The 23,369-nt window shown below is 48.6% G+C and carries 23 protein-coding genes and 7 tRNA genes; 14 read left to right on the top strand and 16 right to left on the bottom strand.

The genetic code is table 11. The features are described 5' to 3' along the window. Positions 1-15 precede the first annotated feature (15 nt). The 10 genes from Q0757_RS03080 to Q0757_RS03035 form a co-directional block, all read right to left on the bottom strand. Positions 16-91: transfer RNA gene (locus Q0757_RS03080), tRNA-Ala, on the bottom strand. Between the two features lie 25 nt (positions 92-116). Continuing rightward, a tRNA-Gly gene (locus Q0757_RS03075) sits at positions 117-190 on the bottom strand. 61 nt (positions 191-251) lie between these two features. Next, positions 252-326, bottom strand: a tRNA-Gly gene (locus Q0757_RS03070). 24 nt (positions 327-350) lie between these two features. Continuing rightward, a tRNA-Lys gene (locus Q0757_RS03065) sits at positions 351-426 on the bottom strand. Between the two features lie 8 nt (positions 427-434). Then, a tRNA-Tyr gene (locus Q0757_RS03060) sits at positions 435-519 on the bottom strand. Positions 520-522: 3 nt separating this feature from the next. Further along, a tRNA-Thr gene (locus Q0757_RS03055) sits at positions 523-598 on the bottom strand. Between the two features lie 47 nt (positions 599-645). Continuing rightward, positions 646-720 (bottom strand) — tRNA-Glu (locus Q0757_RS03050). Positions 721-886: 166 nt separating this feature from the next. Next, complete coding sequence (locus Q0757_RS03045) at positions 887-2,095, bottom strand: D-alanine--D-alanine ligase family protein (RefSeq protein ID WP_298784630.1); 1,209 nt, start codon at positions 2,093-2,095, stop codon at positions 887-889. Between the two features lie 20 nt (positions 2,096-2,115). Next, entirely contained in the window at positions 2,116-3,708 is a 1,593-nt protein-coding gene (locus Q0757_RS03040) for a Mur ligase family protein (RefSeq protein WP_298784628.1), read from the bottom strand. Continuing rightward, entirely contained in the window at positions 3,701-4,483 is a 783-nt protein-coding gene (locus Q0757_RS03035; RefSeq protein ID WP_298784626.1) for an alpha/beta fold hydrolase, read from the bottom strand. The genes Q0757_RS03040 and Q0757_RS03035 overlap by 8 nt, the downstream gene beginning before the upstream one ends. A gap of 323 nt (positions 4,484-4,806) precedes the next feature. On the opposite strand from Q0757_RS03035, the gene Q0757_RS03030 reads away from it, so the two are divergent. The 5 genes from Q0757_RS03030 to prpB all read left to right on the top strand — a co-directional run bounded on the left by Q0757_RS03030 (position 4,807) and on the right by prpB (position 10,531). After that, positions 4,807-6,198, top strand: a complete 1,392-nt coding sequence (locus tag Q0757_RS03030) for an MFS transporter (RefSeq protein WP_298784624.1) — start codon at positions 4,807-4,809, stop codon at positions 6,196-6,198. Positions 6,199-6,268: 70 nt separating this feature from the next. Continuing rightward, complete coding sequence (locus Q0757_RS03025; protein ID WP_298784622.1) at positions 6,269-6,925, top strand: GntR family transcriptional regulator; 657 nt, start codon at positions 6,269-6,271, stop codon at positions 6,923-6,925. Positions 6,926-7,039: 114 nt separating this feature from the next. Continuing rightward, positions 7,040-8,158: a citrate synthase gene (mmgD, locus tag Q0757_RS03020; RefSeq protein WP_298784620.1), complete on the top strand. Its 1,119-nt coding sequence runs from the start codon at positions 7,040-7,042 to the stop codon at positions 8,156-8,158. A 7-nt stretch (positions 8,159-8,165) separates the two neighbouring features. Beyond that, positions 8,166-9,599 (top strand): bifunctional 2-methylcitrate dehydratase/aconitate hydratase, encoded by a 1,434-nt coding sequence (locus Q0757_RS03015; protein ID WP_298784619.1) that lies wholly within the window; start codon positions 8,166-8,168, stop codon positions 9,597-9,599. Between the two features lie 14 nt (positions 9,600-9,613). Then, positions 9,614-10,531, top strand: coding sequence for a methylisocitrate lyase (gene prpB / locus Q0757_RS03010; protein WP_298784617.1), 918 nt, complete (start codon positions 9,614-9,616; stop codon positions 10,529-10,531). A 29-nt stretch (positions 10,532-10,560) separates the two neighbouring features. Here the strand turns inward: prpB and Q0757_RS03005 are convergent, their stop codons facing one another. Next, a complete protein-coding gene (locus Q0757_RS03005; RefSeq protein ID WP_298784615.1) occupies positions 10,561-11,418 on the bottom strand; it encodes a M15 family metallopeptidase in 858 nt (285 codons plus the stop codon). 171 nt (positions 11,419-11,589) lie between these two features. Between Q0757_RS03005 and motA the strand changes: the two genes are divergently transcribed. Continuing rightward, a complete protein-coding gene (gene motA, locus Q0757_RS03000) occupies positions 11,590-12,402 on the top strand; it encodes a flagellar motor stator protein MotA (RefSeq protein WP_298784612.1) in 813 nt (270 codons plus the stop codon). Beyond that, positions 12,395-13,153, top strand: coding sequence for a flagellar motor protein MotB (motB, locus tag Q0757_RS02995; RefSeq protein WP_298784610.1), 759 nt, complete (start codon positions 12,395-12,397; stop codon positions 13,151-13,153). Before motA ends, motB begins: the two co-directional genes overlap by 8 nt. Before the next feature lie 49 nt (positions 13,154-13,202). Here the strand turns inward: motB and Q0757_RS02990 are convergent, their stop codons facing one another. Then, on the bottom strand, positions 13,203-14,018 hold the full coding sequence (locus tag Q0757_RS02990) for an MBL fold metallo-hydrolase (RefSeq protein ID WP_298784608.1): 816 nt from the start codon (positions 14,016-14,018) through the stop codon (positions 13,203-13,205). A gap of 496 nt (positions 14,019-14,514) precedes the next feature. Between Q0757_RS02990 and Q0757_RS02985 the strand changes: the two genes are divergently transcribed. The 7 genes from Q0757_RS02985 (at position 14,515) to Q0757_RS02955 (ending at position 20,704) form a co-directional block, all read left to right on the top strand. Further along, the gene (locus tag Q0757_RS02985; RefSeq protein WP_298784606.1) at positions 14,515-14,973 is read left to right on the top strand and encodes a MarR family winged helix-turn-helix transcriptional regulator; all 459 of its coding nucleotides are present in this window, start codon (positions 14,515-14,517) and stop codon (positions 14,971-14,973) included. A 128-nt stretch (positions 14,974-15,101) separates the two neighbouring features. Then, positions 15,102-16,334, top strand: a complete 1,233-nt coding sequence (locus tag Q0757_RS02980) for a DNA polymerase IV (protein ID WP_298784602.1) — start codon at positions 15,102-15,104, stop codon at positions 16,332-16,334. Positions 16,335-16,420: 86 nt separating this feature from the next. Then, the gene (locus Q0757_RS02975) at positions 16,421-17,479 is read left to right on the top strand and encodes a M20/M25/M40 family metallo-hydrolase (protein ID WP_298784600.1); all 1,059 of its coding nucleotides are present in this window, start codon (positions 16,421-16,423) and stop codon (positions 17,477-17,479) included. A 160-nt stretch (positions 17,480-17,639) separates the two neighbouring features. Next, positions 17,640-18,002, top strand: a complete 363-nt coding sequence (locus Q0757_RS02970) for a hypothetical protein (protein WP_298784598.1) — start codon at positions 17,640-17,642, stop codon at positions 18,000-18,002. Positions 18,003-18,033: 31 nt separating this feature from the next. Beyond that, the gene (locus Q0757_RS02965) at positions 18,034-19,011 is read left to right on the top strand and encodes a Gfo/Idh/MocA family protein (RefSeq protein ID WP_298784596.1); all 978 of its coding nucleotides are present in this window, start codon (positions 18,034-18,036) and stop codon (positions 19,009-19,011) included. A gap of 6 nt (positions 19,012-19,017) precedes the next feature. Continuing rightward, positions 19,018-19,326 carry a hypothetical protein gene (locus Q0757_RS02960; protein WP_298784594.1) on the top strand — a complete coding sequence of 103 codons (309 nt, stop codon included), beginning with the start codon at positions 19,018-19,020 and terminating at the stop codon, positions 19,324-19,326. A 106-nt stretch (positions 19,327-19,432) separates the two neighbouring features. Next, complete coding sequence (locus tag Q0757_RS02955) at positions 19,433-20,704, top strand: multidrug effflux MFS transporter (protein ID WP_298784592.1); 1,272 nt, start codon at positions 19,433-19,435, stop codon at positions 20,702-20,704. 97 nt (positions 20,705-20,801) lie between these two features. Here Q0757_RS02955 and dhaM read toward each other — a convergent pair whose 3' ends face one another. The 4 genes from dhaM to Q0757_RS02935 are packed head-to-tail and all read right to left on the bottom strand — an operon-like array spanning position 20,802 to position 23,300. After that, entirely contained in the window at positions 20,802-21,203 is a 402-nt protein-coding gene (gene dhaM, locus Q0757_RS02950; RefSeq protein ID WP_298784590.1) for a dihydroxyacetone kinase phosphoryl donor subunit DhaM, read from the bottom strand. Further along, a complete protein-coding gene (dhaL, locus tag Q0757_RS02945) occupies positions 21,203-21,823 on the bottom strand; it encodes a dihydroxyacetone kinase subunit DhaL (protein WP_298784587.1) in 621 nt (206 codons plus the stop codon). Before dhaL ends, dhaM begins: the two co-directional genes overlap by 1 nt. A 7-nt stretch (positions 21,824-21,830) precedes the next feature. Then, positions 21,831-22,799, bottom strand: a complete 969-nt coding sequence (dhaK, locus tag Q0757_RS02940; protein ID WP_298784585.1) for a dihydroxyacetone kinase subunit DhaK — start codon at positions 22,797-22,799, stop codon at positions 21,831-21,833. 18 nt (positions 22,800-22,817) lie between these two features. Then, positions 22,818-23,300: a DinB family protein gene (locus tag Q0757_RS02935; RefSeq protein WP_298784584.1), complete on the bottom strand. Its 483-nt coding sequence runs from the start codon at positions 23,298-23,300 to the stop codon at positions 22,818-22,820. Positions 23,301-23,369: the final 69 nt, after the last annotated feature.

The raw sequence follows: 23,369 nt of genomic DNA, 5'->3' as shown, positions 1-23,369 counted from the left end.
CACGTTCGTGTTGTTTGGTGGAGCCTAGCGGGATCGAACCGCTGACCTCCTGCGTGCAAAGCAGGCGCTCTCCCAGCTGAGCTAAGGCCCCCTGCATATGTTTGATCTAACAAAAATGGAGCGGGTGATGGGAATCGAACCCACGACATCAGCTTGGAAGGCTGAGGTTTTACCACTAAACTACACCCGCATAATCTATATACAAATCAACATTATTCATACTATCACTGCTTACCGTCCCCGTCAAATAATGGAGCGGAAGACGGGATTCGAACCCGCGACCCCCACCTTGGCAAGGTGGTGTTCTACCACTGAACTACTTCCGCAGTTCCAAACAAGGATAATAACAATGGTGAGCCATGGAGGATTCGAACCTCCGACCCTCTGATTAAAAGTCAGATGCTCTACCAACTGAGCTAATGGCTCGTATTAAGTGGTGGAGGGGGACGGATTCGAACCGCCGAACCCGAAGGAGCGGATTTACAGTCCGCCGCGTTTGGCCAACTTCGCTACCCCTCCACGTGGTGCCGGCCAGAGGACTTGAACCCCCAACCTACTGATTACAAGTCAGTTGCTCTACCAATTGAGCTAGACCGGCATGTGAAAAACCTGATACATGCCTCTCGGCAAAAACAGCTTTATGTATGGTGACCCGTACGGGATTCGAACCCGTGATACCGCCGTGAAAGGGCGGTGTCTTAACCACTTGACCAACGGGCCATAAACTGCATGAAGCTTTTCTTTCATTGCTACAGTAAAGTATTTTAAAGCATTTTTTTCTCTCTTGCAACCAAATTACTATATTCAAAAAAGTTTGATATTTTCTTGTTTTATTCTATCAGTATATAAAAAGCCGGCCCATGATATCAGGCCGGCTGAACAATTATTATCGATTAGATGCAGAGCCTGTTTTTGTGCCGCCTTTGCTTCCCTGGCCGCTTTGAAGAGAAAACAGGTTGGAGTCGATCGAAAACGTCAGTCTTTCTCTTTCCCGTTTCCGCTTTAACGCCAATTGAATCAGCTGATGAATCAATTCGCTGTAGCTTTTCCCTGCCGGGTCCCATAGATAGAAGGAAAGCGATCCCGGAATCGTGTTGATTTCATTTACAAATACTGTTTCGGTGCTGTCCTCAATCAGGAAATCAATCCGGGAGACACCACTGCAGCCAAGAATTTGGAACGTATCCTTGGCAAGCTCCCGTACTTCGCCTGCTTTTTCTTCTGTGATGGGAGCCGGGATTTCCCGGTCTGTCGCTTCCATTCCCTTGGACGAGCTGCCGTTTTTACCGCCCTGGTATTTATCTTTATAGCTCAGTATTTCATCTGTCTTGAGTACTTTTTCGATTACCGACGCTTCTACATCTTCGTAGTCACCTACAACAGAACAGTTCACCTCTGTCATACCTTCGAGCATTTTTTCCACGAGAATTTTTCCCGCGAATTCAGTAGCTTCTTCAACCGCCTGCTCCAGTTCCTCCCGGTTTTTTGCTGCGCCGATACCGACGCTTGAACCAAGGTTGGCCGGCTTTACAATGACCGGATAAGGAACACTCTCTTCGATCATGGCAATGACGCTTTCGGTGTCCTCTGCCCAATGGTTGCTGTAGAACCACACATCATTTAGTACCGGCAGACGGGAGTCTCTCAAAATCTGCTTCATCATTACCTTATCCATGCCCACGGCCGAAGAGGCTACATCGCAGCCGACGTAAGGCAGGCCGTAAAGCTCAAACAGCCCCTGAAGCGCTCCGTCTTCGCCAAACGTTCCGTGAACAATTGGAAAAGCAACATCAATTGCAGCCACTTCTTTTTTGCCGAATTTAGGTGCAGGCTTTTTGTGAAGTACCACGTTATCTTCTTCCCCGTACGTAATCAGCACCTGCTGAGCCTCGTTCAATAATTTCGTCATGTCTTTATAGGCTTCAATGTCCCGTAAGACATTGCCGGTATACCACTTACGTTCTTTACTGATGTAAATCGGGACGATTTCGTACCGGTCTTCATCCATGGACTCCATAGCTTGTACAGCCGAAATGACAGAAACCTCGTGTTCGACGGAAATACCGCCGAAAAATACTCCTATTCTCGTTTTCATAATATCCGCTCCCTATGTCTTTACTCGTTGAATGAATCCGGAAGGTCATTTTCAAGCAGTACCACGGATGGCTGAGTCGCGATTTCGTTCATTTTTGCCAGGGCGTCCTGAAGGTCGGAGGCAACGTACAACTGCTCTTCCGGATAATTTTTTTCTTTCAACCCGTCCTGAAGCGGCACAGTCTGTTTCTTTCCGACTAAAATAATGAAATCACACGCATCTGCCATATAAGTACCAAGTGCTTTATTTAATTCATACTCTTTTTCCCCAAGCTCAACCATGCCCGGGGTTATGGCAATTTTGTATTCCGGCATATGACTTAATACTTCCATAGCCATCCTGGAGCCAACCGGATTGGAATTAAAGCTGTCATCCACAATCGTAATGTTGCCATTCGTTTTTTTCAGCTCCAGACGGTGTTCCACCGGCTGAGCCTTCCGCAGCGCTCTCGCTATTTTTTCAAACGAGATGCCCTTTTCAGAGCCGATAGCCACGGCAGCTAAAATATTATAAATATTATGGCGGCCGAGCAGTTTGGTCTGAATCTCTGCAGTGGTTCCGTCATATTTCACCACGGTAAACGACGTCCCCTTGGAAGAGTATCCAATATTTTTAGCACGGTAATGAAGATCTTCGGCGTCGATGCCGTAGTAAATCGTCCGGCACTGGTTCTGCTGCTCGTAGCTCATAATGTTTTCATCATCTTTGTTCACAAAAGCAGTACCTTCCTGCGGAAGCGTTTCGACAATTTCAAATTTGGTTTTTTTAATGTTATCAAGCGTTTTGAATGTTTCGAGGTGCTGCTCTCCTACCGCAGTTAAAACACCGTACCGCTGGTGCACAATATCACAGATTTCTTCAATGTCTCCCGGTCTTTTCGCGCCCATTTCGGCAATGAAAATTTCGTGATACGGCCTCAGCATCGTCCGGATCGTTTTTGTCACGCCCATCGGCGTGTTGTAGCTTTCCGGGGTCATCAGCGTATTAAATTCGGAGGAAAGAACCGTTTCAAGCATGTGCTTAGTACTTGTCTTTCCGTAGCTTCCTGTGATGCCTATTACTTCAAGGTCCGGCATCGATTTAATAATTCGTTCTGCATCATTGACGTAATGCTGACTGATTTTTCGTTCCATTGGGTAATTAATATAGTTCGCACCCATCGTAATAAAATACGTAAGAATCGTCGCAATGACTGTTAAAAACACGAGCCATCCATACGTATAAAATAATGCCGTGTTACCGAGCAGAAGCCCCGCTGCAGTAAACAGTACGAAGAGGACACCGATCGTGATAAACAGCCGTTTTACCCGTGCTGTGACTACCAGCGCCTTCTTCTCCTTCAGCTGCGGCATAGTCAGGGCCATAAACAGAAAGTAAATAAAGCCAATAATCAGACCTAATGCCTCTGCTCCGAAAAGAAACGGCACAACAGCTGCAAGGCCGATCGTGTTCCGGATTGGAAACGCCCTCGAAGTATGAGCTTTAATCCATCCCCAGAAGCGCTCATTCTTGTAAGAATTCTGCTGGAGCATATGTGTGCTTCGTTTCGTAAAGCGCACAGTGTAAAATGCCCAAGCCGCCAGGTATAAAATCGCTAATATTGTATTAATCATGCTGTGCGGCCTCCTGCTCTTCGTTTCTTAAAAAGTGGTCAATAATGATTAAAAACTCGTTTAAGTTGTCAATGTACGAATAATGGCCGGCTCCGCGCAGTACGACAAGACCCGCATTTGGCATCTTTTGTTCCATGATCCTGGCGTCCGATACAGGAGTTGCCTCGTCATTTTCTCCCCACACGAGCAGCACCGGAGGCGTAACATGCTCAAAATGATGCTGCAGGTCTTCATTGACCACCTTCACCATCGTCTGCTGCATCACACCGGAAACATTTTGGTAATCTGCCGAACCGACCCGGCCTTTGACTTTATCGAGAATTTCCTGTTCGCGGTTTTTTAATCCAGGCAGCTTCAGCAGCTTTTTAAAGGTTTTATACGTATAGACTTTCACGTAATATTTCAGCTTTCGTTTTGGCTTTACGCCGGCGCTGTCCACCAGAATAATTTTCTTCACCGGGTTGTCTGCTGCATACTTAATCGAAACCCGCCCCCCGAAGGAGTGGCCGATAAGAATCGGGTTGTCTATGCCGGTTTTCAGCAGCCATTTTTTCAGCAATTCGGTATAGTCACCGACCGTCCAGGATTCAGGCGGCTCCCCGCTTTGGCCAAAGCCTGGAAAATCAATCGACCAGACCCGGAAGTTTTTTTCCAGTGATTGATGCACTGGGGCAAATGCCTGAATGTTTGCGCCCCATCCATGTAATAAGACGACATCTTCCCCTTCGCCGGACACATGGTAGTTCACGTTAACCCCATCTATATCTATATACACAGCGAGACTCTCCTATTCTAATTTTTCTATATTCTGCATAATGCAGACCTGCCATTCATGACCGCATCCTATGTAATAAACCTTTATAACACAGTAAAATTATCAGCTGAAACACAATATCCCAGTAATTTTTCATCTACACAAATCCACCACTTTATATTATCACATAATCTTAAAGACGAGAATGACGACTTTGCGATTCCCCGAGGCGTCTATACAGCTTCGTTCATTATATTTGTTTCTCGGTATTGTTTCAGTTAATATATGATAGTTTCACACAAAACCAAATTCCCTGAAACTAACAATAGAAAGCGTGAATTTTTATGACAAATGAATCCTTACACGTCGGGCCGGCCCAGAAAAAGAAGCTTATTTTTCTGGTGGCTCTGATTTTAACCATCGCGGTTATGAACGGCACCATGTTTAACGTAGCAATTCCCGATATCCAGTCGTATTTCGGCATCTCTTCCTCCCAGGTCAGCTGGGTACTTACTTCATACATTATGGTCTACGCTATCGGGGCCCTGATGTATGGAAAACTAGCAGACTTTTATTCCATTAAAGCTCTGCTCACCTTTGGCATTATCCTTTTTGCTGCTGGTGCAACGCTCGGCCTTTTTTCTGAAAGCTTTGCCATGCTTATCGTCGCCCGGGTCCTTCAGGCGGCAGGCGGAGCAACTATTCCCGCGCTCGGGTTTGTGATACCTGCCCGCTTTTTCCCGGAGGACAAAGGCCGGGTATTTGGCCTGATTTCTTCCACAATAGCCTTCGCTTCCGGCGTCGGCCCAATTGTTGGCGGGCTGCTCGGGGGATGGCTCAGCTGGCGTTATTTGTTCTTATTTTCTATTCTATCGCTTTTAGCTCTACCTTTTCTTAGAAAATGGCTGCCGGATGAAGAAAAACGTTCCGGGTTTATCGATTATTTAGGTGCTGCTCTTTTCGGAGTGGCAATAGCCGGAATTTTACTGTTTGTTACTACTCTTCAATGGATCTTTCTTCTTATGTTTATCGTTTTCATGGCTGTTTTCGCTTTTCGGACGGCGAAAGCGGACGATCCATTTATCCGCCCATCCCTTTTGAGAAACAAATACTATACTGTTACTATTTTGACGAGTTTTCTCGGAGTCTGCAGCATGTTCGGTCTTTTGTTTATCATTCCGCTAATGACCAGAGAGCTGTATGAACTTTCCACTACGCAGATTGGCCTTGTTATCTTTCCGGGAGCCATCCTTGCCGGTTTTCTCGGACGCACCGGGGGCGACCTTGCAGACCGCCACGGGCCAAAGGTAGTTGTTATCGCCGCCCTGGTTTTCATTGCTTTTGGAACAATGCTGCTTTCCGGATTTGCCGGCGTTTCCGCAGTCGCTGTCTCTGTTGTCCTGATTATTGCTTATATAGGATTCCCCCTCATTCAGAGCTCAACCGCCAACATTTTGTCTTCTGTCCTTGAAGAAAATGAAACCGGCGTCGGCATCGGCATGTTCAACCTGATGAACTTCATGGCCGGAGCTTTCAGCAGTGCCATCTTTGGAGCTGTGCTCGGAATTCAGGGCGTGACCACCTCGTTGAACCCGTTTGCTTCCGGCGGCAGCAGCGCCATTTATTCCAACGTTTATCTCATCCTGACCCTGGTTTCCCTGTTCGCCCTTGCCATGTTTACGTACACCTTCCGCGCCTTCCGGGTCGAGCCCCGGTCAGAGAAGAATCCTGAATAAGGAGACCGGCACTCAGCCGGTCTCTTTTTTGCTATAATAGGTTAAATCAAACCGAAGGGAGCGAAGGCCTGTGCAGAGACGCCGTGTATCCGTAAGCGATTTAGCCTACGAAGCTTTAAAGCAAAACATCATTGAATTTCATTATTCCCCGGGGCAGGCGCTCCGTGAGGAACAACTAACTGAAGAAATCGCAGTAAGCCGTACGCCGCTCCGTCAGGCGCTCTACCGTCTCGAGCTCGAGGGATTAATTGTGAAAAAAGCGAATGGGCGTATGGAGGTCCAGGCGCTCAGTATTGAAGAAGCTGTCGATATTTTTGCCGTCCGGGAAGCACTCGAAGGACTTGTGGCTAAAGAAGCTGCCATGCGGGCCTCCTCTGAGGCTGTAACAGCCATGAGAGAAGCACTTCTGCATATGGCTGAAGCAGATGAACGATTTACTTCCATTACGTACGGCAGCCGCTTCCATCATCTATTGTATGAACACGCTTCGCCTACGGCGGTCCAGTTTTTAAACCAGCTGAACAGCCGTCTTGAAAGATACCGGCGGCTCAGCGGCTACAGACACCCTGATTATACAATCGATACTCCAGTATCTGAACACGAAAAAATCCTGGCTGCTATCGAACAAAAAGATGGCCCCGCGGCTGAGCATTACATGCGCACTCATATCCAAAGAAGCCTCGCCTCGACGAAAGAAACACTTGAATTTCATATTTCTTCTTCCTAGGAGTTGCTAAAAGGATTTTGCCTTTTTCCAAATAATTGTATACAATTATACAAAGAAGCAGCTTATATTTTTAACCGTTTTTGAAAACGCTTTAAAAATAAAGGAGGCACCACTATGTCTGCAGAAAACGAGTACAGCCCTGGCCTTGAAGGTGTTATTGCCGCCGAGACGTCGATTTCCTATCTTGATGTGGAGCAGGAACAAATTGTTATACGCGGCTACGACCTTATTGAATTAGCGGAAAATCGTCATTTTTTGGATGTTGCTCATTTGCTTCTTTACGGCTCTCTTCCAAAAACAGGGGAGAAGCAATCGTTCCAGGACCGCCTTTATCAACAGCTCGATCTTCCGGAATCCCTGACTTCGTCCTTTTCGTTGTTTCCTGCTTCAATGAGTGCCATGGATATGCTCCGTACCGGCATTTCCCTGCTTGCGGGCTCAGAGAAGCATATGCATGACCATTCCGCAGAAGCCAATCAGGAAAAAGCGGTCAAACTGCTGGGCGCTATACCTGCCATTATGGCCGGCAGTTATCGTACGCAGCAGCAGGAATCACTCATATCTCCAGACCCTTCGATGTCTTTTAGCGCCAATATGCTTCACATGCTCACCGGGAAAACGCCAACAGCATTGGAAACCGAAGTGTTTGACCAGTCGCTTGTGGCCTACATTGAGCATGAAATGCCAAACTCAACATTCGCAGCCCGGGTGATTGCCTCCACACAGGCCGATATGTATGGTGCCTTTACGGGTGCGGTGGCTTCTCTGAAGGGGCCTTTACACGGGGGAGCCAATGAAGCCGTTATGCATCTCCTGCTCGAAGCCGGCACCCCGGACGGAGTCGAGCGGCTCTTCCGTGAAAAGCTGGCCAACAAAGAACGAATCATGGGATTTGGCCACAGGGTGTATATGAAAAAAATGGACCCGCGCGCCCAGCTGATGAAAAAATCGCTGCACCGACTCGCGGAAAAGCAGGATCGCATGGACCTGTATGATATGTGCGTACGCGGTGAAGAGCTGATTGCAGAAGAAAAAGGGCTGCATCCAAACCTCGACTACTACGCAGCGCCGGTGTATTATCTGCTCGGCATCCCAATTGACCTGTATACGCCTATCTTTTTTGCATCGCGGGCCGCCGGACTCGGAGCTCATGTGATCGAGCAGCACAGCAATAACCGCTTGTTCCGCCCGAGAGTCAACTACACCGGCCCACGGGGTATCACGTTAACCTAAGGAGGAAATGAAAATGAACCAGACAATGCAGCAGACGGATGCTTTACTGACCGACATCGCCGACTATGTATATGACCAGGACATTTCAAGCAGTGAGGCGTATGATACCGCCCGCTATGTATTAATGGATACGCTAGGGGCAGGAATCCTGGCATTACGATATCCGGAGTGCACCAAGCACCTCGGACCTATTGTGCCGGGCACTATCGTCCCGAACGGCGCACGCATGCCGGGCACCCAGTTTGAACTCGACCCGGTGCATGCTGCTTTTAATATCGGCTGCGCAATCCGCTGGCTCGATTATAACGATACCTGGCTTGCCAAAGAATGGGGCCACCCTTCCGATAATCTCGGGGGCATTCTTGCCACCGCCGACTATTTAAGCCGAAAGCGCGTAGCAGAAGGCAAAAATCCCCTGACGATGCACGACGTACTAACCGCCATGGTGAAAGCCCATGAAATTCAGGGATCCATCGCTTTAAACCACAGCTTTAACCGAGTCGGGCTCGACCATGTGCTTCTCGTTAAAGTAGCTACGACAGCGGTGGTCACCCACATGCTCGGCGGCAGTAAGCAGGAAATGATCAACGCGGTTTCCAACGCATGGGTGGACAATTCCAGTCTCCGCACCTACCGCCATTATCCTAATGCCGGCTCCCGTAAATCATGGGCCGCCGGTGACGCCACCAGCCGGGGTGTTCGTCTTGCCTTAATGGCTGTGAAAGGGGAGATGGGGTATGCTACCGCTCTTTCTGCTAAAGGCTGGGGCTTTCAGGATGTCATGATGAACGGCGAGGAGCTTTCTGTGCCGAAAATGGATGCTTACGTGATGGAGCACGTTCTGTTCAAAGTCTCCTTCCCGGCTGAATTCCACGCCCAAACCGCTGTGGAAGCTGCGATTGAACTGCACGGGGAGGTAAAAGAACGGCTGCAGGATATTGAGCGCATCGATATTGTTACTCATGAAGCTGCTATCCGTATTATCGATAAAACCGGCCCGCTGCAAAACCCTGCAGACCGTGATCACTGCCTGCAGTATATGACAGCCATCGGCTTGATCTTCGGCCGGCTTGACGCTGATCACTATGAGGATTCCGCTGCCGCAAATCCTGTGATTGACCAGCTCCGGAACAAAATGATCGTGAAAGAAAACAAACAGTACACCGAGGATTACCTGGATCCATCCAAGCGTTCCATCCCCAACCAGGTGCAGGTCCACTTTATGGACGGCACAAGCACAGCCCCCGTAGAAGTGGAATACCCGCTCGGCCACCAGCGCCGCCGGGAAGAGGCCAAGCCGCAGATTATCGAAAAGTGCCGGCAGAATCTGAATGCCCACTATCCGCCAAAACAGGCCTCCCTGCTTCTGGAACAAATGCTCGACCATGACCGGCTGGCAGAAACTCCTGTTCATCACTTTATGTCAGACTGGGTTTACTAAAAGGAGGAAATACATTGAGTTGGTTAACCGAAGAACCTGTTTCCCAAAAGGAACTCGCCCAATTATTTCGTGACCGTATTAAGCAGAAGCCGGCGGTAAAAATTCCCGGTGTTCATGACAGCATGTCTGCACTGATCGCCAGAAACACCGGCTTTGATATTTTGTATCTATCGGGCGCTGCCTATACAGCGAGTCGGGGCCTGCCGGACCTTGGCATCATTCATTCCCATGAAGTTGCTGAACGGGCCCGGGATATTGTTCGCGCAGCAAAGCTCCCTCTGCTCGTTGATATTGATACCGGCTTTGGGGGAGTGCTCGACGTGGCACGCACCGCCCGGGAAATGACCGAAGCCGGGGTGGCCGCCGTACAGATTGAAGACCAGGATCTCCCGAAAAAATGCGGTCATTTAAACGGGAAAAAATTAGTCTCCGCCGAAGAAATGGTTCAAAAGATTAAAGTTATCAAAGAAGTCGCTCCGACGCTCGCCGTTATTGCCCGTACCGACGCCAGGGGCGTGGAAGGTATAGACGCAGCTATGGAGAGGGCGGCTCTCTACCGGGAGGCCGGCGCAGACGGCATCTTCCCGGAAGCTCTTTCCGCAGAGGAGGATTTCCGCCGGGCCGGGGATAGCCTCAGCGGCACGCCGCTGCTCGCTAATATGACTGAATTTGGCCGCACCCCGTATTATCATGCGGACCAGTTCGAATCATGGGGATTTAATATGATCATCTATCCGGTTACTTCCCTGCGGGCCGCTGCCAAAGCCGTCGAACGGGTTTTTCAGGAAATTCATGATAAAGGCACCCAAAAGGATATGCTTGAGGATATGCAGACACGCGAAGAGCTGTACCGTACGATTTCGTACTACGATTACGAAGCATTAGACGAAAAGATCGCAAAAACCGAGCTGCCGACAATCGATGAAGATTAAAAAATAAAGCCTGGGGGCGTCCCCCGGCTTTATTTGTCTTCTTCGCCGTTTGATGACTCTTCTTCGAGCTCCTCTCCGTAATACTCTTCCATCACCCAATCGTTTTCGTGAAGCGTTCCGGCTAAATCTTTTCCTACATACCGCAGGTGCCAGGGCTCATACTGATAGCCGGTAATATCCGTTTTATCCTCAGGATAGCGGACTACAAAGCCGTACTCATGCGCATTTTCTTCAAGCCATTCCCCTTCTTCTGTTTCACCGAGATCTGTCGTCAACGAATAGCCGACGGATGCAGCACTCACGTCCATCGCCAGACCGCTTTGATGCTCGCTCTCCCCGGCTCTTGCACTATATTTGTTCGCCTCTTCTTCTCCGTCTTCTTCCGCGTTAGCTGCAAATATACTTTCCTGACGGTCATACGAACGGTATCCCGACACAGCTGAAAGCTCAATATCCTCCTCTTGTGCCTCCGCGAACATGTTTTCAAGCTGATCTGCCGCTTTTTCTCTCATATACTTTTTCTGGGGCTCTCCCTCAAATGGAAAAGCCACGTCCGGAATTACTAAGTTTTCCGGTTCATAATCTGAAGGCAGATGGTATTCACGGTTAATTAAAGCGTCGATAGCCGATGGGTTCTCCAAATCTCCGTTTTCTTCTGTCTCAGGTGGATCCTCTCCTGCCTCTGACCGGCCGTCATTTTCTGCTTCCTCTGCATTCTCTTCTGTATCGCCCTCTGTTTCTTCCTGACCTTCTCCGTTATTTTTCCCTGAAGCGTCCGAAGAGGCTTCTTCAGCTTCGTCAGCTCCGCTCTCTTCGTTCCCGTTATTCGCACAGCCGGTACTGACCAAGAGCCCCGACATTCCTGCAACGATCATCCATTTTTTCATCATGGACATCCTTTCCCTGCCATTCAAGGCGTCTTTATGCTTTTTTATTCACAAGATCGTCTGCCTAGTTAATTATTCCTTACTTCCTCATGAATTTTTCTATCCTTCTTTATGTTAGCATCTTAAGCGCCGATATAAACAGTAGAATCAAACATAAAGGGATTGATACGTATGGATAAGGCATCAACCATCGGCATTATTATAGCTTTTGCAGCTATCATGAGCGGTATCGCCATTAAAGGGATGGAGCTCATTTCTTTGCTGAACCCGGCCGCTTTATTAATTATTTTTGGGGGAACGATCGCCACTGTAGTAATTGCTTTCCCCGGTAATGAATTAAAAAACGTGCCGAAGCTTTTCGGCGTTTTATTTAAAAATCAGAATGAATGGAGTGTCGCTCAGCTTGTTCCCATGTTCTCCAAATGGGCCCAGACAGCTAGAAAAGAAGGTCTCTTGGCCCTCGAGGGCGACGTTCAGGACATTCAGGACCCCTTTCTTCGTAATGGTATGACGATGGCTGTGGACGGCCAGAACTCAGATTTCATCCGCGACATCATGAGCGAAGAGCTCGAAGCAATCGAATCCCGTCATCAAACAGGCGTTTCTATTTTTACCCAGGCAGGAACCTATGCTCCTACACTCGGTGTGCTCGGTGCTGTGGTCGGTCTCATTGCGGCGCTTGCCGACATGTCTGATATCGATAAGCTTGGAGAAGCAATCAGCGCTGCCTTCGTCGCCACACTTCTCGGCATTTTCACCGGCTATGTGCTCTGGCACCCCTTTGCCAATAAACTCAAGCGCAAATCCAAGCACGAAATTCATGTCCGCAGTGTCATGATTGAAGGTGTATTATCGGTCCAGGAGGGGCAGCCGCCCAAAACAATTGAACAAAAGCTTTTAATGTACGTTCCAGCGAAGGAACGGGAAAAGATTATGGAAGCGGCCCAGGAAACCGAATGGAAGGAAGGTGCCGAAAATGGCTAGGCGGCGTAAGCGGAAAAAGGAAGAGGAAGAACACGTCAGTGAAGCTTGGCTTCTTCCTTACGCAGACCTCCTGACCCTGCTGCTTGCACTGTTTATCGTGCTATTTGCATCAAGTGAGGTGGATGCCCGAAAATTTGACCAGATCTCCGATTCCTTTAACTCTGTTTTCACTGGTGGAAGCGGCATCAACGAATCCGGAAGCTCTGTCGAAGAGCTGAACGCCGAAGACAATGTCGATGAAAGTCCTCCAACAGCAATCGAAGAGGCAGAGGATCAAAACGAACTTGCCGAGCTCCAGGAGAGAGTGGAAGGATTTATTGATGAGCGGGGACTTGAAGGCCAGTTTACGACCCGTCTCTCTGATGATGGACTGCTCCTCTCCATTAAAGACAATATTTTGTTTAATGTTGGTGAAGCAGAAATACGCGAAGAGGCTCTTGAAACTGCCGGGGATATGTCCGAGCTGCTGGTACTAAATCCCCCGCGCAACATTATTATCAGCGGCCATACGGATGACACCCCTATCGCGAACGCCGATTTTAGCACAAACTGGGAACTCAGCGTCATGCGGGCAGTGCATTTTATGGAGATAGTGCTCGAAAATCCCGATCTCGACCCAAGAGACTTCAGTGCCAAGGGGTTCGGCGAGTTTGAACCGGTGGCTTCTAATGATACCGAAGAGGGCCGTGCCCAGAACCGGCGCGTGGAGGTATTGATTCTTCCACGTAATCAAAACGAGTCCTCTGAATAAGAAATACTAAACCAAAAACTGGCTGCTCCTTAAAAGGGCAGCCAGTTTTCTATCTTTCCGTTTTTAATTGTTCTTTATTATCTGCGTGTACCTGCTTTAACGGTGCTTCAAACTTATGACGGTCAATAAACGCAAAAATGGCACTCTCCACGTATGGGTCTTTCAGCGATTTTTTCGTATTTTCAATATACCATTCTGAATCCCGGAGACGCTTTTCTATTTCTTCCGGCTTCGAGGCTACAAGACCATGTCCCGGAACCACAGTGCTGTATTTGCTGTCCTTCCAGAGCTCATCCAGCTTTTTTAACGTAAACTGGTAGGATTCGCTGTGATATTCAATAATGGGAATCTCTACATTGCTTAAGTAGTCTCCGGCGATGCAGAGACCAAGCGGTTCTACGACTGCTGCCAGTCCGTCCACGGTATGGCCCGGTGCCAGATAGAATGTAATTTTGGTCTCCCCTTCTTCAAGCACCTGCTCATCCGAATCAACAATAATATCTGGTTTCGGATACTGGAGTTCATAGCTGCGGTGAATATAATATGCACTGTCAAACTCTTTCATTTGCTGAACAATCTCTTCCTTATCGGATCTTGCATTAAATCCTCGGGAAGCAATGATAGTTGCTTCCGGAAAAGCACCGGCTCCGATAACGTGATCAAAATCCGAATGGGTCAGCAGCAGATATACCGGCTGATTCTTTTTTCGTTCCCCGACAAAATTCCGTATCTCCTCAATCTCCGCTGGGAGCCATGTAGGGTCTGTGATTAATATCAAATCATCTGTCACGACGACAGTCGTATTTGTCTGATAGAGCTCGCTTTGAAATACGCTCCATTGTTCACGGTCTAATCTTTTTGCCACGCTGATCACCTTCTTATTAGTCTTCATTTACAGTTTCTTTCCCGAAAATGAAGGTTTTCATTCATGAATTGAAGTATTATTTTATTGAATAATTATATAAATTCATATGAAAGCAAATCATTCTTTTTGAATTTTTCATGAGCAAATCGTTCGCATTCATCCTCTCTTTCTCTTATCGTAAAAATACATCCCAATACAAAAGGAGGAAAATTTGTTGCTTAAGCAATGGATAAGAAGCCTCTCTTTCTCAAAGCGCTGCTACTACTGCAGATCAAAAACGTCCTATATGCGCCCATACTTTACAAAACAGAATGAAAAAGTATTTGTCTGTGAAAAATGCCTCGAATACGCTGAAAGAAGGGCTATGCAGCGAGCCGACTAGGAAAGAACGTATGTTATTTTCGTTTTATATATATCGTTTTACGCTTATCTCTTTTTTCGATCCTGATCTATATTACAATAGAGAAAAAGACCGATTGGAATTGGAGGGGCCCCGATGAACGAACATGATAAGGAAATGCTCGAACTAATTGAAACTGGCGTAGTCACGTTAATGCGCCGGGCGGATTTTAAACGGACGCTTGACAGCCAGGCCAGCAGCCTGGATCGTTCCGCTTATTTGATTCTCCAGGTGCTGCACCAGCAGAGCCCCCGTTCTGCACGTGAGCTCGCTGATCATTTTCTCCTCGATATTTCGACACTCAGTCGCCAGATTCATTCGCTGGAGAAAAAAGGCCTTGTTTCCCGCCGGCCGGATCATCACGATAAACGGGTCAATCAGATTTTTATTACGAACGAAGGAATCGAAGCGATCAATACGCTGAAGCAGGAACGGATTCATATGTATGACAGCCTGTTGGCCGACTGGGATAAGGAAGAACGCGATCAATTTGCCCAGCTGCTTGAGCGTTTCAATAACACCCTCGTACAAAAAAGGGGTCTCCCTTCTTCATAATGCAGATAACGGGCCCTGGATCAGGGTCCGGTTTTTATTTAAAATAAGAACATTTGTTCGTTTAAAATATTTATTTTGAGGTATAATCTATAGAAAGGAGCAATTTTTTCACCAAAGGAGGAGGGGCTGTGGCGCGGATTATTTTTCTTATCGACATGCAGTCGTTCTACGCCAATGTTGAAAAACTGTATTATTCCAACCTGCAGCATAAACCAACAGCCGTAGCCGGAGACCCGTCCATCCGGAGCGGGGTGATTTTGGCTGCATGTCCTGTTGCTAAACGTGAAGGAGTAAAAACAGCCGAAACCATCGGAGAAGCACAGCAAAAGTGCCCTGGGCTCGTTATTATTCCTCCGCGCATGGAGCTGTATTTAAAAATTTCTGTGCAGATTGCGACGGCGCTTGAAGCTTACAGCGATAAAATAGAACCGTACAGCGTAGACGAGCTTTTTGCAGACATGACGCATACATACAAGCATACAGCTTCCACGCCGGAGCAGGCGGCTCTTTTCATCAACCGGCATCTTCTCCGGGCATTCGGCGTTTACCCCCGCACCGGCATCGGAGCGACCAAGGTTCTCGCCAAGATGGCCTGTGACCATTTTGCCAAAAAATCTGCCGATGGGATTTTCACCCTGAGGCAGGATCAGCTGGCTTCAACGCTTTGGCCTCTTCCTGTGAATCACCTGTTCGGGGTCGGGCGCCGGATGGAAAAACACCTGCAGCAGATGGGAATCCGAAAAGCCGGCCACCTTGCTGCCTATCCTGTAGAAGAGCTTCGCCACCGTTTTGGACTGAACGGAGAACTTCTCTGGCAGACGGCGCACGGTATTGACCCTTCCCCTGTCTCTCCCGGCACTCACACGCGCCGAAAGGCTATCGGACACCACATGACCCTCCCCCGTGATTACTCAAGCTGGGAGGATATCAGCGTCGTTTTGCGCGAGCTGAGCGAAGAGGTTGGACGCCGGGCCCGGACAGAGGGCTGTGCAGGCTGGACAGTTACCGTAGGAGCCGAGGGGCATGACAACGAAAATTCTCTTCATTTTCACCGGCAGGCGGCCCAGGCTGAACCGGTTAATGACGGCAAAGCTATCTACAGAGCCGCTGCATTTCTGTTTCATAAACATTGGACACACTTCCCGGTCCGGGGGCTGAACGTCAGCCTGCAGCAGCTTGAAAGCAACCAATTTGTGCAGTTGGATCTGTTTTCTGAAAAAGAGCATCGCGAAGATTTAAACAAAACGATTGATGCTCTCAAGGACAGGTACGGACCAGCAGCTGTGCTCCAGGCCTCATCGCTTCTTCCCGGCGGCCAGGCCCTTGCCCGGGCAGAAAAAATCGGGGGTCACTACAAGTAGGCCCCAGCTGCTTCAGGAACAGGAGTTGACGGCAAAGATAAAAAACGGGATGCTGTAATAAATTGAAATTCCAAGGAGGAAAACCCATGAAGGAATCATCTGAACAGTTTTTATACGATTTACTCCAGACTCCCTCCCCATCGGGACATGAAACAGCTATTCAGCGTAAGTGGCTTCAATACGTCTCTCCGTATGCGGATGAAGTTCACACGGATACGATAGGCAATGCCTGGGGCGTCATCAATCCGGAAGCCTCGTTTCACATCCTTTTAGCCGGGCACTGCGACGAAATTGGTTTTCTTGTAAAGTCCATCGACAGCAGTGGCTTCGTACGGGTGGAAAAGCTTGGCGGCATCAGCCAGGCGCCTGCTCTGGGAATGAAAGTAACCTTTCAGGGCAGGCAGGGACCTATCACAGGCGTTACGGGTGTCAATGCGGAACATAAGGGCGGCAGTAAAAAAGATTTCGCCTTTTCTGATCTGTACATAGACTTTGGGGCTAAAAGCAAAGAAGAAATGGAAAAGTATCTTTCCGTCGGTGATCCCGGAGTTTATGAGCGCACGCCCGAAAAACTGCTAAACGACCGTTTCAGCGGACGCGGGCTCGACAACCGGACAGGTGCCTTTATTACTGCAGAAGTGCTGCGCCGGCTGCAGGACAAACGACCAACGGTGGGCGTCTACGGCGTGAGCACAGTCAATGAAGAGACAAACATGGGCGGGGCCCATTTTGCCGGTGCCGGCCTCCGTCCAGATTTAGCAATCGCCCTTGACGTTACATTTGCGTATGATTACCCCGGGTCCAATCCAAACCAGGAAACAGAAGTGACACTCGGCGGCGGCCCTGTCCTCGCCAAGGGAGCTCCGATCCACCCAAAAGCTAATGAAGGACTGGAACAGGCTGCCCAAAAGGCCGGTCTTTCCGTGCAATACGAGCTCACCCCGAGGGTGACCGGCACTGATGCCGACCGGCTGCGGCTCGCTGGCAACGGCGTTCCAAGCGTCAATGTTTCTCTTCCACTACGGTACATGCATGCCCCGGTGGAGACAGCCAGCATGGACGATATCGAAAATGTTATCGAGCTGCTGGTCGAATACATTTGTTCCCTGAAGGAAAATGAAGATCTGCGGCCTGTCCGTCCATAATTCACTTTATATGCTTTTTACGCTGCGCTCTCTTCTTTTTTAAGAAGGGAGCTTTTTATCATTTGTCCTTTTTTGATTCAAGGCTGTTCATTTGAGTCTAAAACCGCTACGATACAATTATGAATACTTGTATCTACATCACTCAAAGGAGCTGCAGCCAATGGAAGAACGCTTAGCAGAATTCGGACAAATCATCGATCAAATTATTTCCCGGGTACCGGGGACCTTCGGCGAAAATATCGCTGTATTTGTTCTCGCTATTTTACTGTACCTTTTACTTCGTCCTGTCTTCTTTTTGTGGAAACCAGCAGCTGCCCGGCTGCTAAAAATGCTGTGGTACGCGGGCCTCGGCTATGTTTTACTGCAGGAGGCCGGGTCTATTTTCTTCATTCTTGGCTTTGCAGCTGCTGTGGAGGCATACGATCAGTTTTTTCTCTTTTTTGAGGAACGAAAACGACGGGCTTCCATCCCAAAAGCGGAAGCAAAAACACGTACGACTCGGAAAAGAAAAGGAAGCTCTTAGGACCAGCTGACATTTAAGGAGGTTTTACATAATGAATTTTGCCACTGTGGGGACAAACTGGATCACCGAAGCCTTCATTCAGGCCGGCAGTTCGCTTAAAGATTTTCAGCTGCAGGCTGTTTATTCCCGGAATATTGAGCGTGCCCAAACGCTCGCGGATCAGTACGACGCGCCTTCGGCTTACGATGATTTAGAACAGCTTTGCCGGGATACAAACGTTGAAGCACTGTACATTGCAAGCCCTACCAGGCATCACTTTTCCATCGCTATGGCTGGCATTCAGCATGGCAAGCACATCATCTGTGAAAAACCGATGTGCTCTAATGCGGAAGAAGCCAAACGGCTTTTGGCCGCTGCTTCAGAATACGGCGTCACCATTATGGAAGCGATCAAAAACATGTATTTTCCGGCATGGGAAGCTGTTTCGAACCATCTTGACGACATTGGAAGACTGCGCCGGGCATCGATTTCCTACTGCCAGTATTCGAGCCGCTACGATGCCTACCGCGAAGGGACCGTACTCAATGCTTTTAAGCCGGAGCTTTCCAACGGAGCCTCGATGGATATCGGCATCTACTGCCTTCACCCCGCCCTTGAACTCCTTGGCATGCCGCAAACGGTACAGGCACATGGCTACCTGCTTGAAACCGGAGCCGACGGCCAGGCCGCTGTGCTTCTCGGTTATCCGGAAGCCCAGGCTGTTGTCAGCTATTCAAAAATTTCTTCTTCCACCCAGCCGGTGGAGCTGCAGGGTGAAGACGGGACAATCACCATCGATCATATTAACCATATGCACCGGGTGACCCTTACAAAAAAAGATGCAACGACTGTTCTTTGGGAAAACAATCAGGAGGATTCCATGGCTCACGAAATACGCGCCTTTATTCAGCTGTGCGCCGGTGAAGACGTGCGGCACATTTCTATCGAACGCTCTATTCAGGTGCTGCAGGTGCTTGATGAAATACGTGCCCAGATCGGTGTCCGCTTTCCTGCAGATACTGAGGAGTAAGCGAAAGTGATGAATCTTTCCTTTTTTTCCTTAGTAAATGAAGGGCTAAGCGCTGTATTTGCCGTAGAATTAACTCAGGAATACGTATTTTTTCTATTCAGCTTTGCCTTTTTTCTTTTGTTCCGGCCGCTCTGCTTTTTATGGATGCCTCCGCTCCAGCACTTGCTCCGCTGCTCGTGGTACACAATCATTGCTCTCGCCTTTTTTCAGGAATGGGCCGGAGCGCTTGTTATTCTCTTTTTCGTTCTTGCTGCAGAGTGCTGGCACCTGCTGTTTGCCGCTCTGGAAGCAACGACCAGGAAAAGTCCGTCTTAAAAACGGGCTTTTCTTTTTATATGCTCTGTGATAAAATCCTCTCTTGTGTGCAAAAAACAGATGTGTCCCGTAATACGTATTTTATAACAAGGGAGTAGATTTTATCATGAGTTCCACACAGGCAGTATCGTCTAAAAAACGGATCGGCCTGGCTATTCTGCTGGGCTCGCTGGCTGCATTTGGCGCTTTGACTATCGACATGTATTTACCCAGTTTTCCTTCTATAGCCCAGGATCTTGATACAAGTGCATCGCTTGTGCAGCTCAGTTTAACAGCCTGCCTGCTCGGTCTCGCCTTTGGCCAATTAATCGTAGGCCCCATGAGTGATGTGAATGGCAGAAAAAAACCGCTGTCTGTTTTTCTATTTATTTATATAGCCGCTTCTATTTTATGTATATTTGCCCCAACCATCTGGATTCTAATAGCCTGCCGTTTTCTGCAGGGATTTTCAGCTTCAGCCGGCATCGTTATTTCCCGGGCAATTGTCCGGGACATGTACTCCGGAAAAGAACTGACAAAGTTCTTTTCCCTGTTAATGCTCGTAAATGGCCTTACACCAATAATTGCTCCAGTGCTTGGCGGGGCCATTCTTAACTTTACGACATGGAACGGCGTCTTTGCCGTACTAAGTGCGATAGGAATCATTATCTTTATTATTGTTTTATCCCTGCTTCCCGAAACCCTTCCGGAAACAAACCGGTCAGACAGCGATATAAAAGAAACAGTACGTACCTTTGGCAGTTTATTGAAGGATCGTTCGTTTATGGGCTTTGCTCTCGCCCAGGGTTTAAAAATGGCTGGCATTTTTGCTTACGTTTCCGGCACACCGTTTGTGTATCAAGGCATTTACGGAGCGTCACCGCAAACCTTTGGCTTTTTATTCGCACTTAACGGGATCGGCATTATTATCGGTTCGCAGACAACCGGCCGGCTCGCCGGTGTTGTCCCGGAACGAAAAATACTCACCTTCGGGCTTGGGCTGACCCTCATTTCAAGCTCTGTCTTATTAACAATGACAGTAATTCAGGCACCGCTTGCTGCTATCGTCATTCCGATGTTTTTCGTCGTTTCAAGCCTCGGGCTTGTCAATACGGCTTCGTTCTCTCTTGCGATGGAAGAACAGGGTCACCGTGCCGGCAGCGCTGCTGCTTTAATCGGGCTGCTTCCATTTTTATTCGGTGCGGCTTCAGCCCCGCTGGTCGGCATTGCCGGAGAGCATACAGCAGTACCGATGGGGATAGTGATTTTTGGAGCGGATGCTGCAGCAGTGCTCAGCTACGTGTTACTCGCACGTTCGTCGAAAACACCTTCTGCCGAAAAAGAAAAATCATCTCAGGATTCCTATTATAAAAATGCAAAACCAAAAACCAGCTCTTAAGCTGGAACACTAAGGAACCCGGCCATTTCAGCCTTTGTGCAGAACTGTATATTAACGAAAACCCTGCAGCCAAATTTATGGCTGCAGGGTTTATTTATTAATCCTCGATTTTTTTCCATTCTTTTGCCGATTCTGCTGCTTTTTTTACTTCTTCAAGCGTTTTTCCCATGCCAGCTTCAACCGCAGCGATATACGTTCCTTCCACAAGCGGAGCATCAGCTATTGTAATACGGCCTTCAAGCTCCGGCAGCATTTCAAGTGCCATTTCCGCGTTCATTAATGCACTTCCGATGTCAAAAAGCAGAAGCACACCTTCTTCGGTCGTAACTGATTCGACGGCTCCTGTGATCCGATCAACGCTCGTGCCGATTTCTCCGTCTTCAGTTCCGCCGGCTGCGGCGATTGCAACATCCTCCTGTTTCGTCTGTGATACGAGATCTACAATGCCGTCAGCGAGTTCTTTGCTGTGAGAAATAACGATGATGCTGACTTTAGCCATTAAGAGGCCCCCTCTTTGTACACTTCTGCCAATGCTTCAAAAACGAGCTGAGATGAAAAGGCTCCAGGGTCCATATGGCCCTTCGAACGCTCTCCTAAATAAGAAGCCCTTCCTTTTTTAGCAACTTTATCGATGGTGGCTTCTGCTTCTTTTTCAGCTGTGCCGGCAGCCTTCTCCGCGTCTGCACCATGCTCTTTCATTTCATCCCGCACAGGAATCCATACGTCGAGCATCGTTTTGTCGCCAAGGGAAGCCTTCCCTCTCGTTTCAATACCACCAACGGCTGCCTCGATGCCTTCGGTAAACGCTGCGCTGTCAAGCGCATCTCTTCCCTTCCATGCATTGGCTGCTTTAAGAAATGCCGTTCCATACAGCGGGCCCGAAGCTCCTCCCACCTTCGAAATCAGTGTTGAAGCTACGTCTTTATACATCGCGCCAATATCATCGTAGGAAGTATCCTCCAATTTATTGGCTACTTCCTGAAAGCCGCGGGCCATATTATGCCCGTGATCTCCGTCTCCGATGGCCTGATCAAGCTCGGACAGCCTGTCCTTATGCTCCTGCATTTTTGCATTGATTCTTAGTGCCCACTGCTTCATTACTGCTGTGCTTAGTTCCATGAAAGCTTCACTCCCTGCCGGATAGTAGCAACCGTTTACGTTCCTCATCCAAATTTAAAATCGTTACCGAGCACCCTGTCATTTCAAGTGACGTCATATATTCTCCTACAAAGGTTTTCTTTACATGAATACCACGGTCCTTCAACAGCTGAATGGCCTTTCTTGCCACAATATACAGCTCCATTAAAGGCGTCGCACCCTGACCGTTGATCATTAACGCTACTTCGCTGCCGTCATTTAGATGCATATCATCGAGCACGTGCTGAACCAATTCTTCCGTAACGGCGTCTGCCTGCATTAGCTCGCGCCGTTCCACGCCCTGTTCGCCGTGAATGCCGGTCCCGATTTCCATCTCGTTTTCATCGAGGGTAAATCCAGGTTTACCGGAAGCCGGAACAGTACACGGAGAAAGGGACACGCCCATTGAACGCACGTTGTCAGCCACACCCTGGGCAATGGCTTCCACCTCGTCCAGGCTTTTTCCCTCAGCTGCTACTGCACCGGCAATCATATGCACAAGCGTCGTTCCAGCTACACCGCGGCGGTCCTCCGGATTAGAAATCGCTACATCGTCCCGTATAACAACCTGTTTGACCGTAATATCCTCTGCTTCTGCCAGATCAGCTGCCATATCGAAGTTCATGACATCCCCACTGTAGTTTTTTACGATCAAAAGAACTCCCGATCCGCTGTCGACAGCTTTAATGGCTTCAAGCACCTGGTCCGGTGTCGGCGAGGTGAAGACTTCCCCGCTTACTGCTGCATCGAGCAGCCCTTCTCCCACATATCCCGCATGGGCAGGTTCATGTCCGCTTCCACCGCCGCTGATCAATGCTACTTTCCCCTGCACCGGGGCATCTGCCCGCACGATGACATTTGTGTTCTCAATCGACCGGAGCTTATCCGGGTGAGCGGCCACCAGTCCCTCCACCATTTCAGAAACAATCTGGTCCACACCATTAATGAGCTTTTTCATTTGTTATCCTCCCTCAGTCTATAATTTAGTTTTTATATCTTGAATTTGAGCGATATGACGCTCCTCATGAAGACCGATCATTTCCAGCCACTGATGAAGAGGCATAGGCCCAAAATTGGGATGCGAAATGGAACGTGCTGCTAAGTCTTCCCTGGTATGCTTTTCCTCCAGGTGACGGATATATTCTCTTGTTTCCTTCAGTTCCTCAAGCAGGTTTTGCTTGCCAAATTCCATGTCCTCCGGCTGGAGCTCCTGCGGCGCTTCTGCCGGCCGGCGCCGGTACTTCATCATTTGAATCGGCTTTTCTTCCGCTCTTGTGGTAGGTTCTGTTTCCAGAGCACTTTTCATACTCCTCCCTACGAAAGCTTCAAATAACCGGAGGTGTTCCACTACCTGGGCGATACTCCAATCAGTAGTGTCTGTCTTTATGTTCCAATCTGCTTCCGGAACTGGTTCGACTTCCTCCAGAAGCTGGCTGCGTACATTTTCAATATATTCCATCTTAAAACCTCCATCCACCACAAGAATTCGATATGTATGTTCAATAATCCTTTTTTCTGCTACGCATAC

The organism is uncultured Marinococcus sp., from assembly GCF_947493875.1.
In the GTDB taxonomy this organism is placed as follows: Bacteria; Bacillota; Bacilli; order Bacillales; family Marinococcaceae; genus Marinococcus.
The sequence above is the reverse complement of the archived record's forward strand: the minus strand, read 5'-3'. Positions and strand labels throughout refer to the sequence as shown.

Bases quoted from the DNA above. Each gene is read 5' to 3' on its own strand.
- Q0757_RS03045 (WP_298784630.1), bottom strand. From the start codon at position 2,095: ATGAAAACGAGAATAGGAGTATTTTTCGGCGGTATTTCCGTCGAACAC.
- Q0757_RS03040 (WP_298784628.1), bottom strand. From the start codon at position 3,708: ATGATTAATACAATATTAGCGATTTTATACCTGGCGGCTTGGGCATTT.
- Q0757_RS03030 (WP_298784624.1), top strand. From the start codon at position 4,807: ATGACAAATGAATCCTTACACGTCGGGCCGGCCCAGAAAAAGAAGCTT.
- mmgD (WP_298784620.1), top strand. From the start codon at position 7,040: ATGTCTGCAGAAAACGAGTACAGCCCTGGCCTTGAAGGTGTTATTGCC.
- Q0757_RS03015 (WP_298784619.1), top strand. From the start codon at position 8,166: ATGAAAATGAACCAGACAATGCAGCAGACGGATGCTTTACTGACCGAC.
- Q0757_RS03005 (WP_298784615.1), bottom strand. From the start codon at position 11,418: ATGAAAAAATGGATGATCGTTGCAGGAATGTCGGGGCTCTTGGTCAGT.
- motA (WP_298784612.1), top strand. From the start codon at position 11,590: ATGGATAAGGCATCAACCATCGGCATTATTATAGCTTTTGCAGCTATC.
- motB (WP_298784610.1), top strand. From the start codon at position 12,395: ATGGCTAGGCGGCGTAAGCGGAAAAAGGAAGAGGAAGAACACGTCAGT.
- Q0757_RS02985 (WP_298784606.1), top strand. From the start codon at position 14,515: ATGAACGAACATGATAAGGAAATGCTCGAACTAATTGAAACTGGCGTA.
- Q0757_RS02975 (WP_298784600.1), top strand. From the start codon at position 16,421: ATGAAGGAATCATCTGAACAGTTTTTATACGATTTACTCCAGACTCCC.
- Q0757_RS02970 (WP_298784598.1), top strand. From the start codon at position 17,640: ATGGAAGAACGCTTAGCAGAATTCGGACAAATCATCGATCAAATTATT.
- Q0757_RS02965 (WP_298784596.1), top strand. From the start codon at position 18,034: ATGAATTTTGCCACTGTGGGGACAAACTGGATCACCGAAGCCTTCATT.
- Q0757_RS02955 (WP_298784592.1), top strand. From the start codon at position 19,433: ATGAGTTCCACACAGGCAGTATCGTCTAAAAAACGGATCGGCCTGGCT.
- dhaM (WP_298784590.1), bottom strand. From the start codon at position 21,203: ATGGCTAAAGTCAGCATCATCGTTATTTCTCACAGCAAAGAACTCGCT.
- dhaL (WP_298784587.1), bottom strand. From the start codon at position 21,823: ATGGAACTAAGCACAGCAGTAATGAAGCAGTGGGCACTAAGAATCAAT.
- dhaK (WP_298784585.1), bottom strand. From the start codon at position 22,799: ATGAAAAAGCTCATTAATGGTGTGGACCAGATTGTTTCTGAAATGGTG.
- Q0757_RS02935 (WP_298784584.1), bottom strand. From the start codon at position 23,300: ATGGAATATATTGAAAATGTACGCAGCCAGCTTCTGGAGGAAGTCGAA.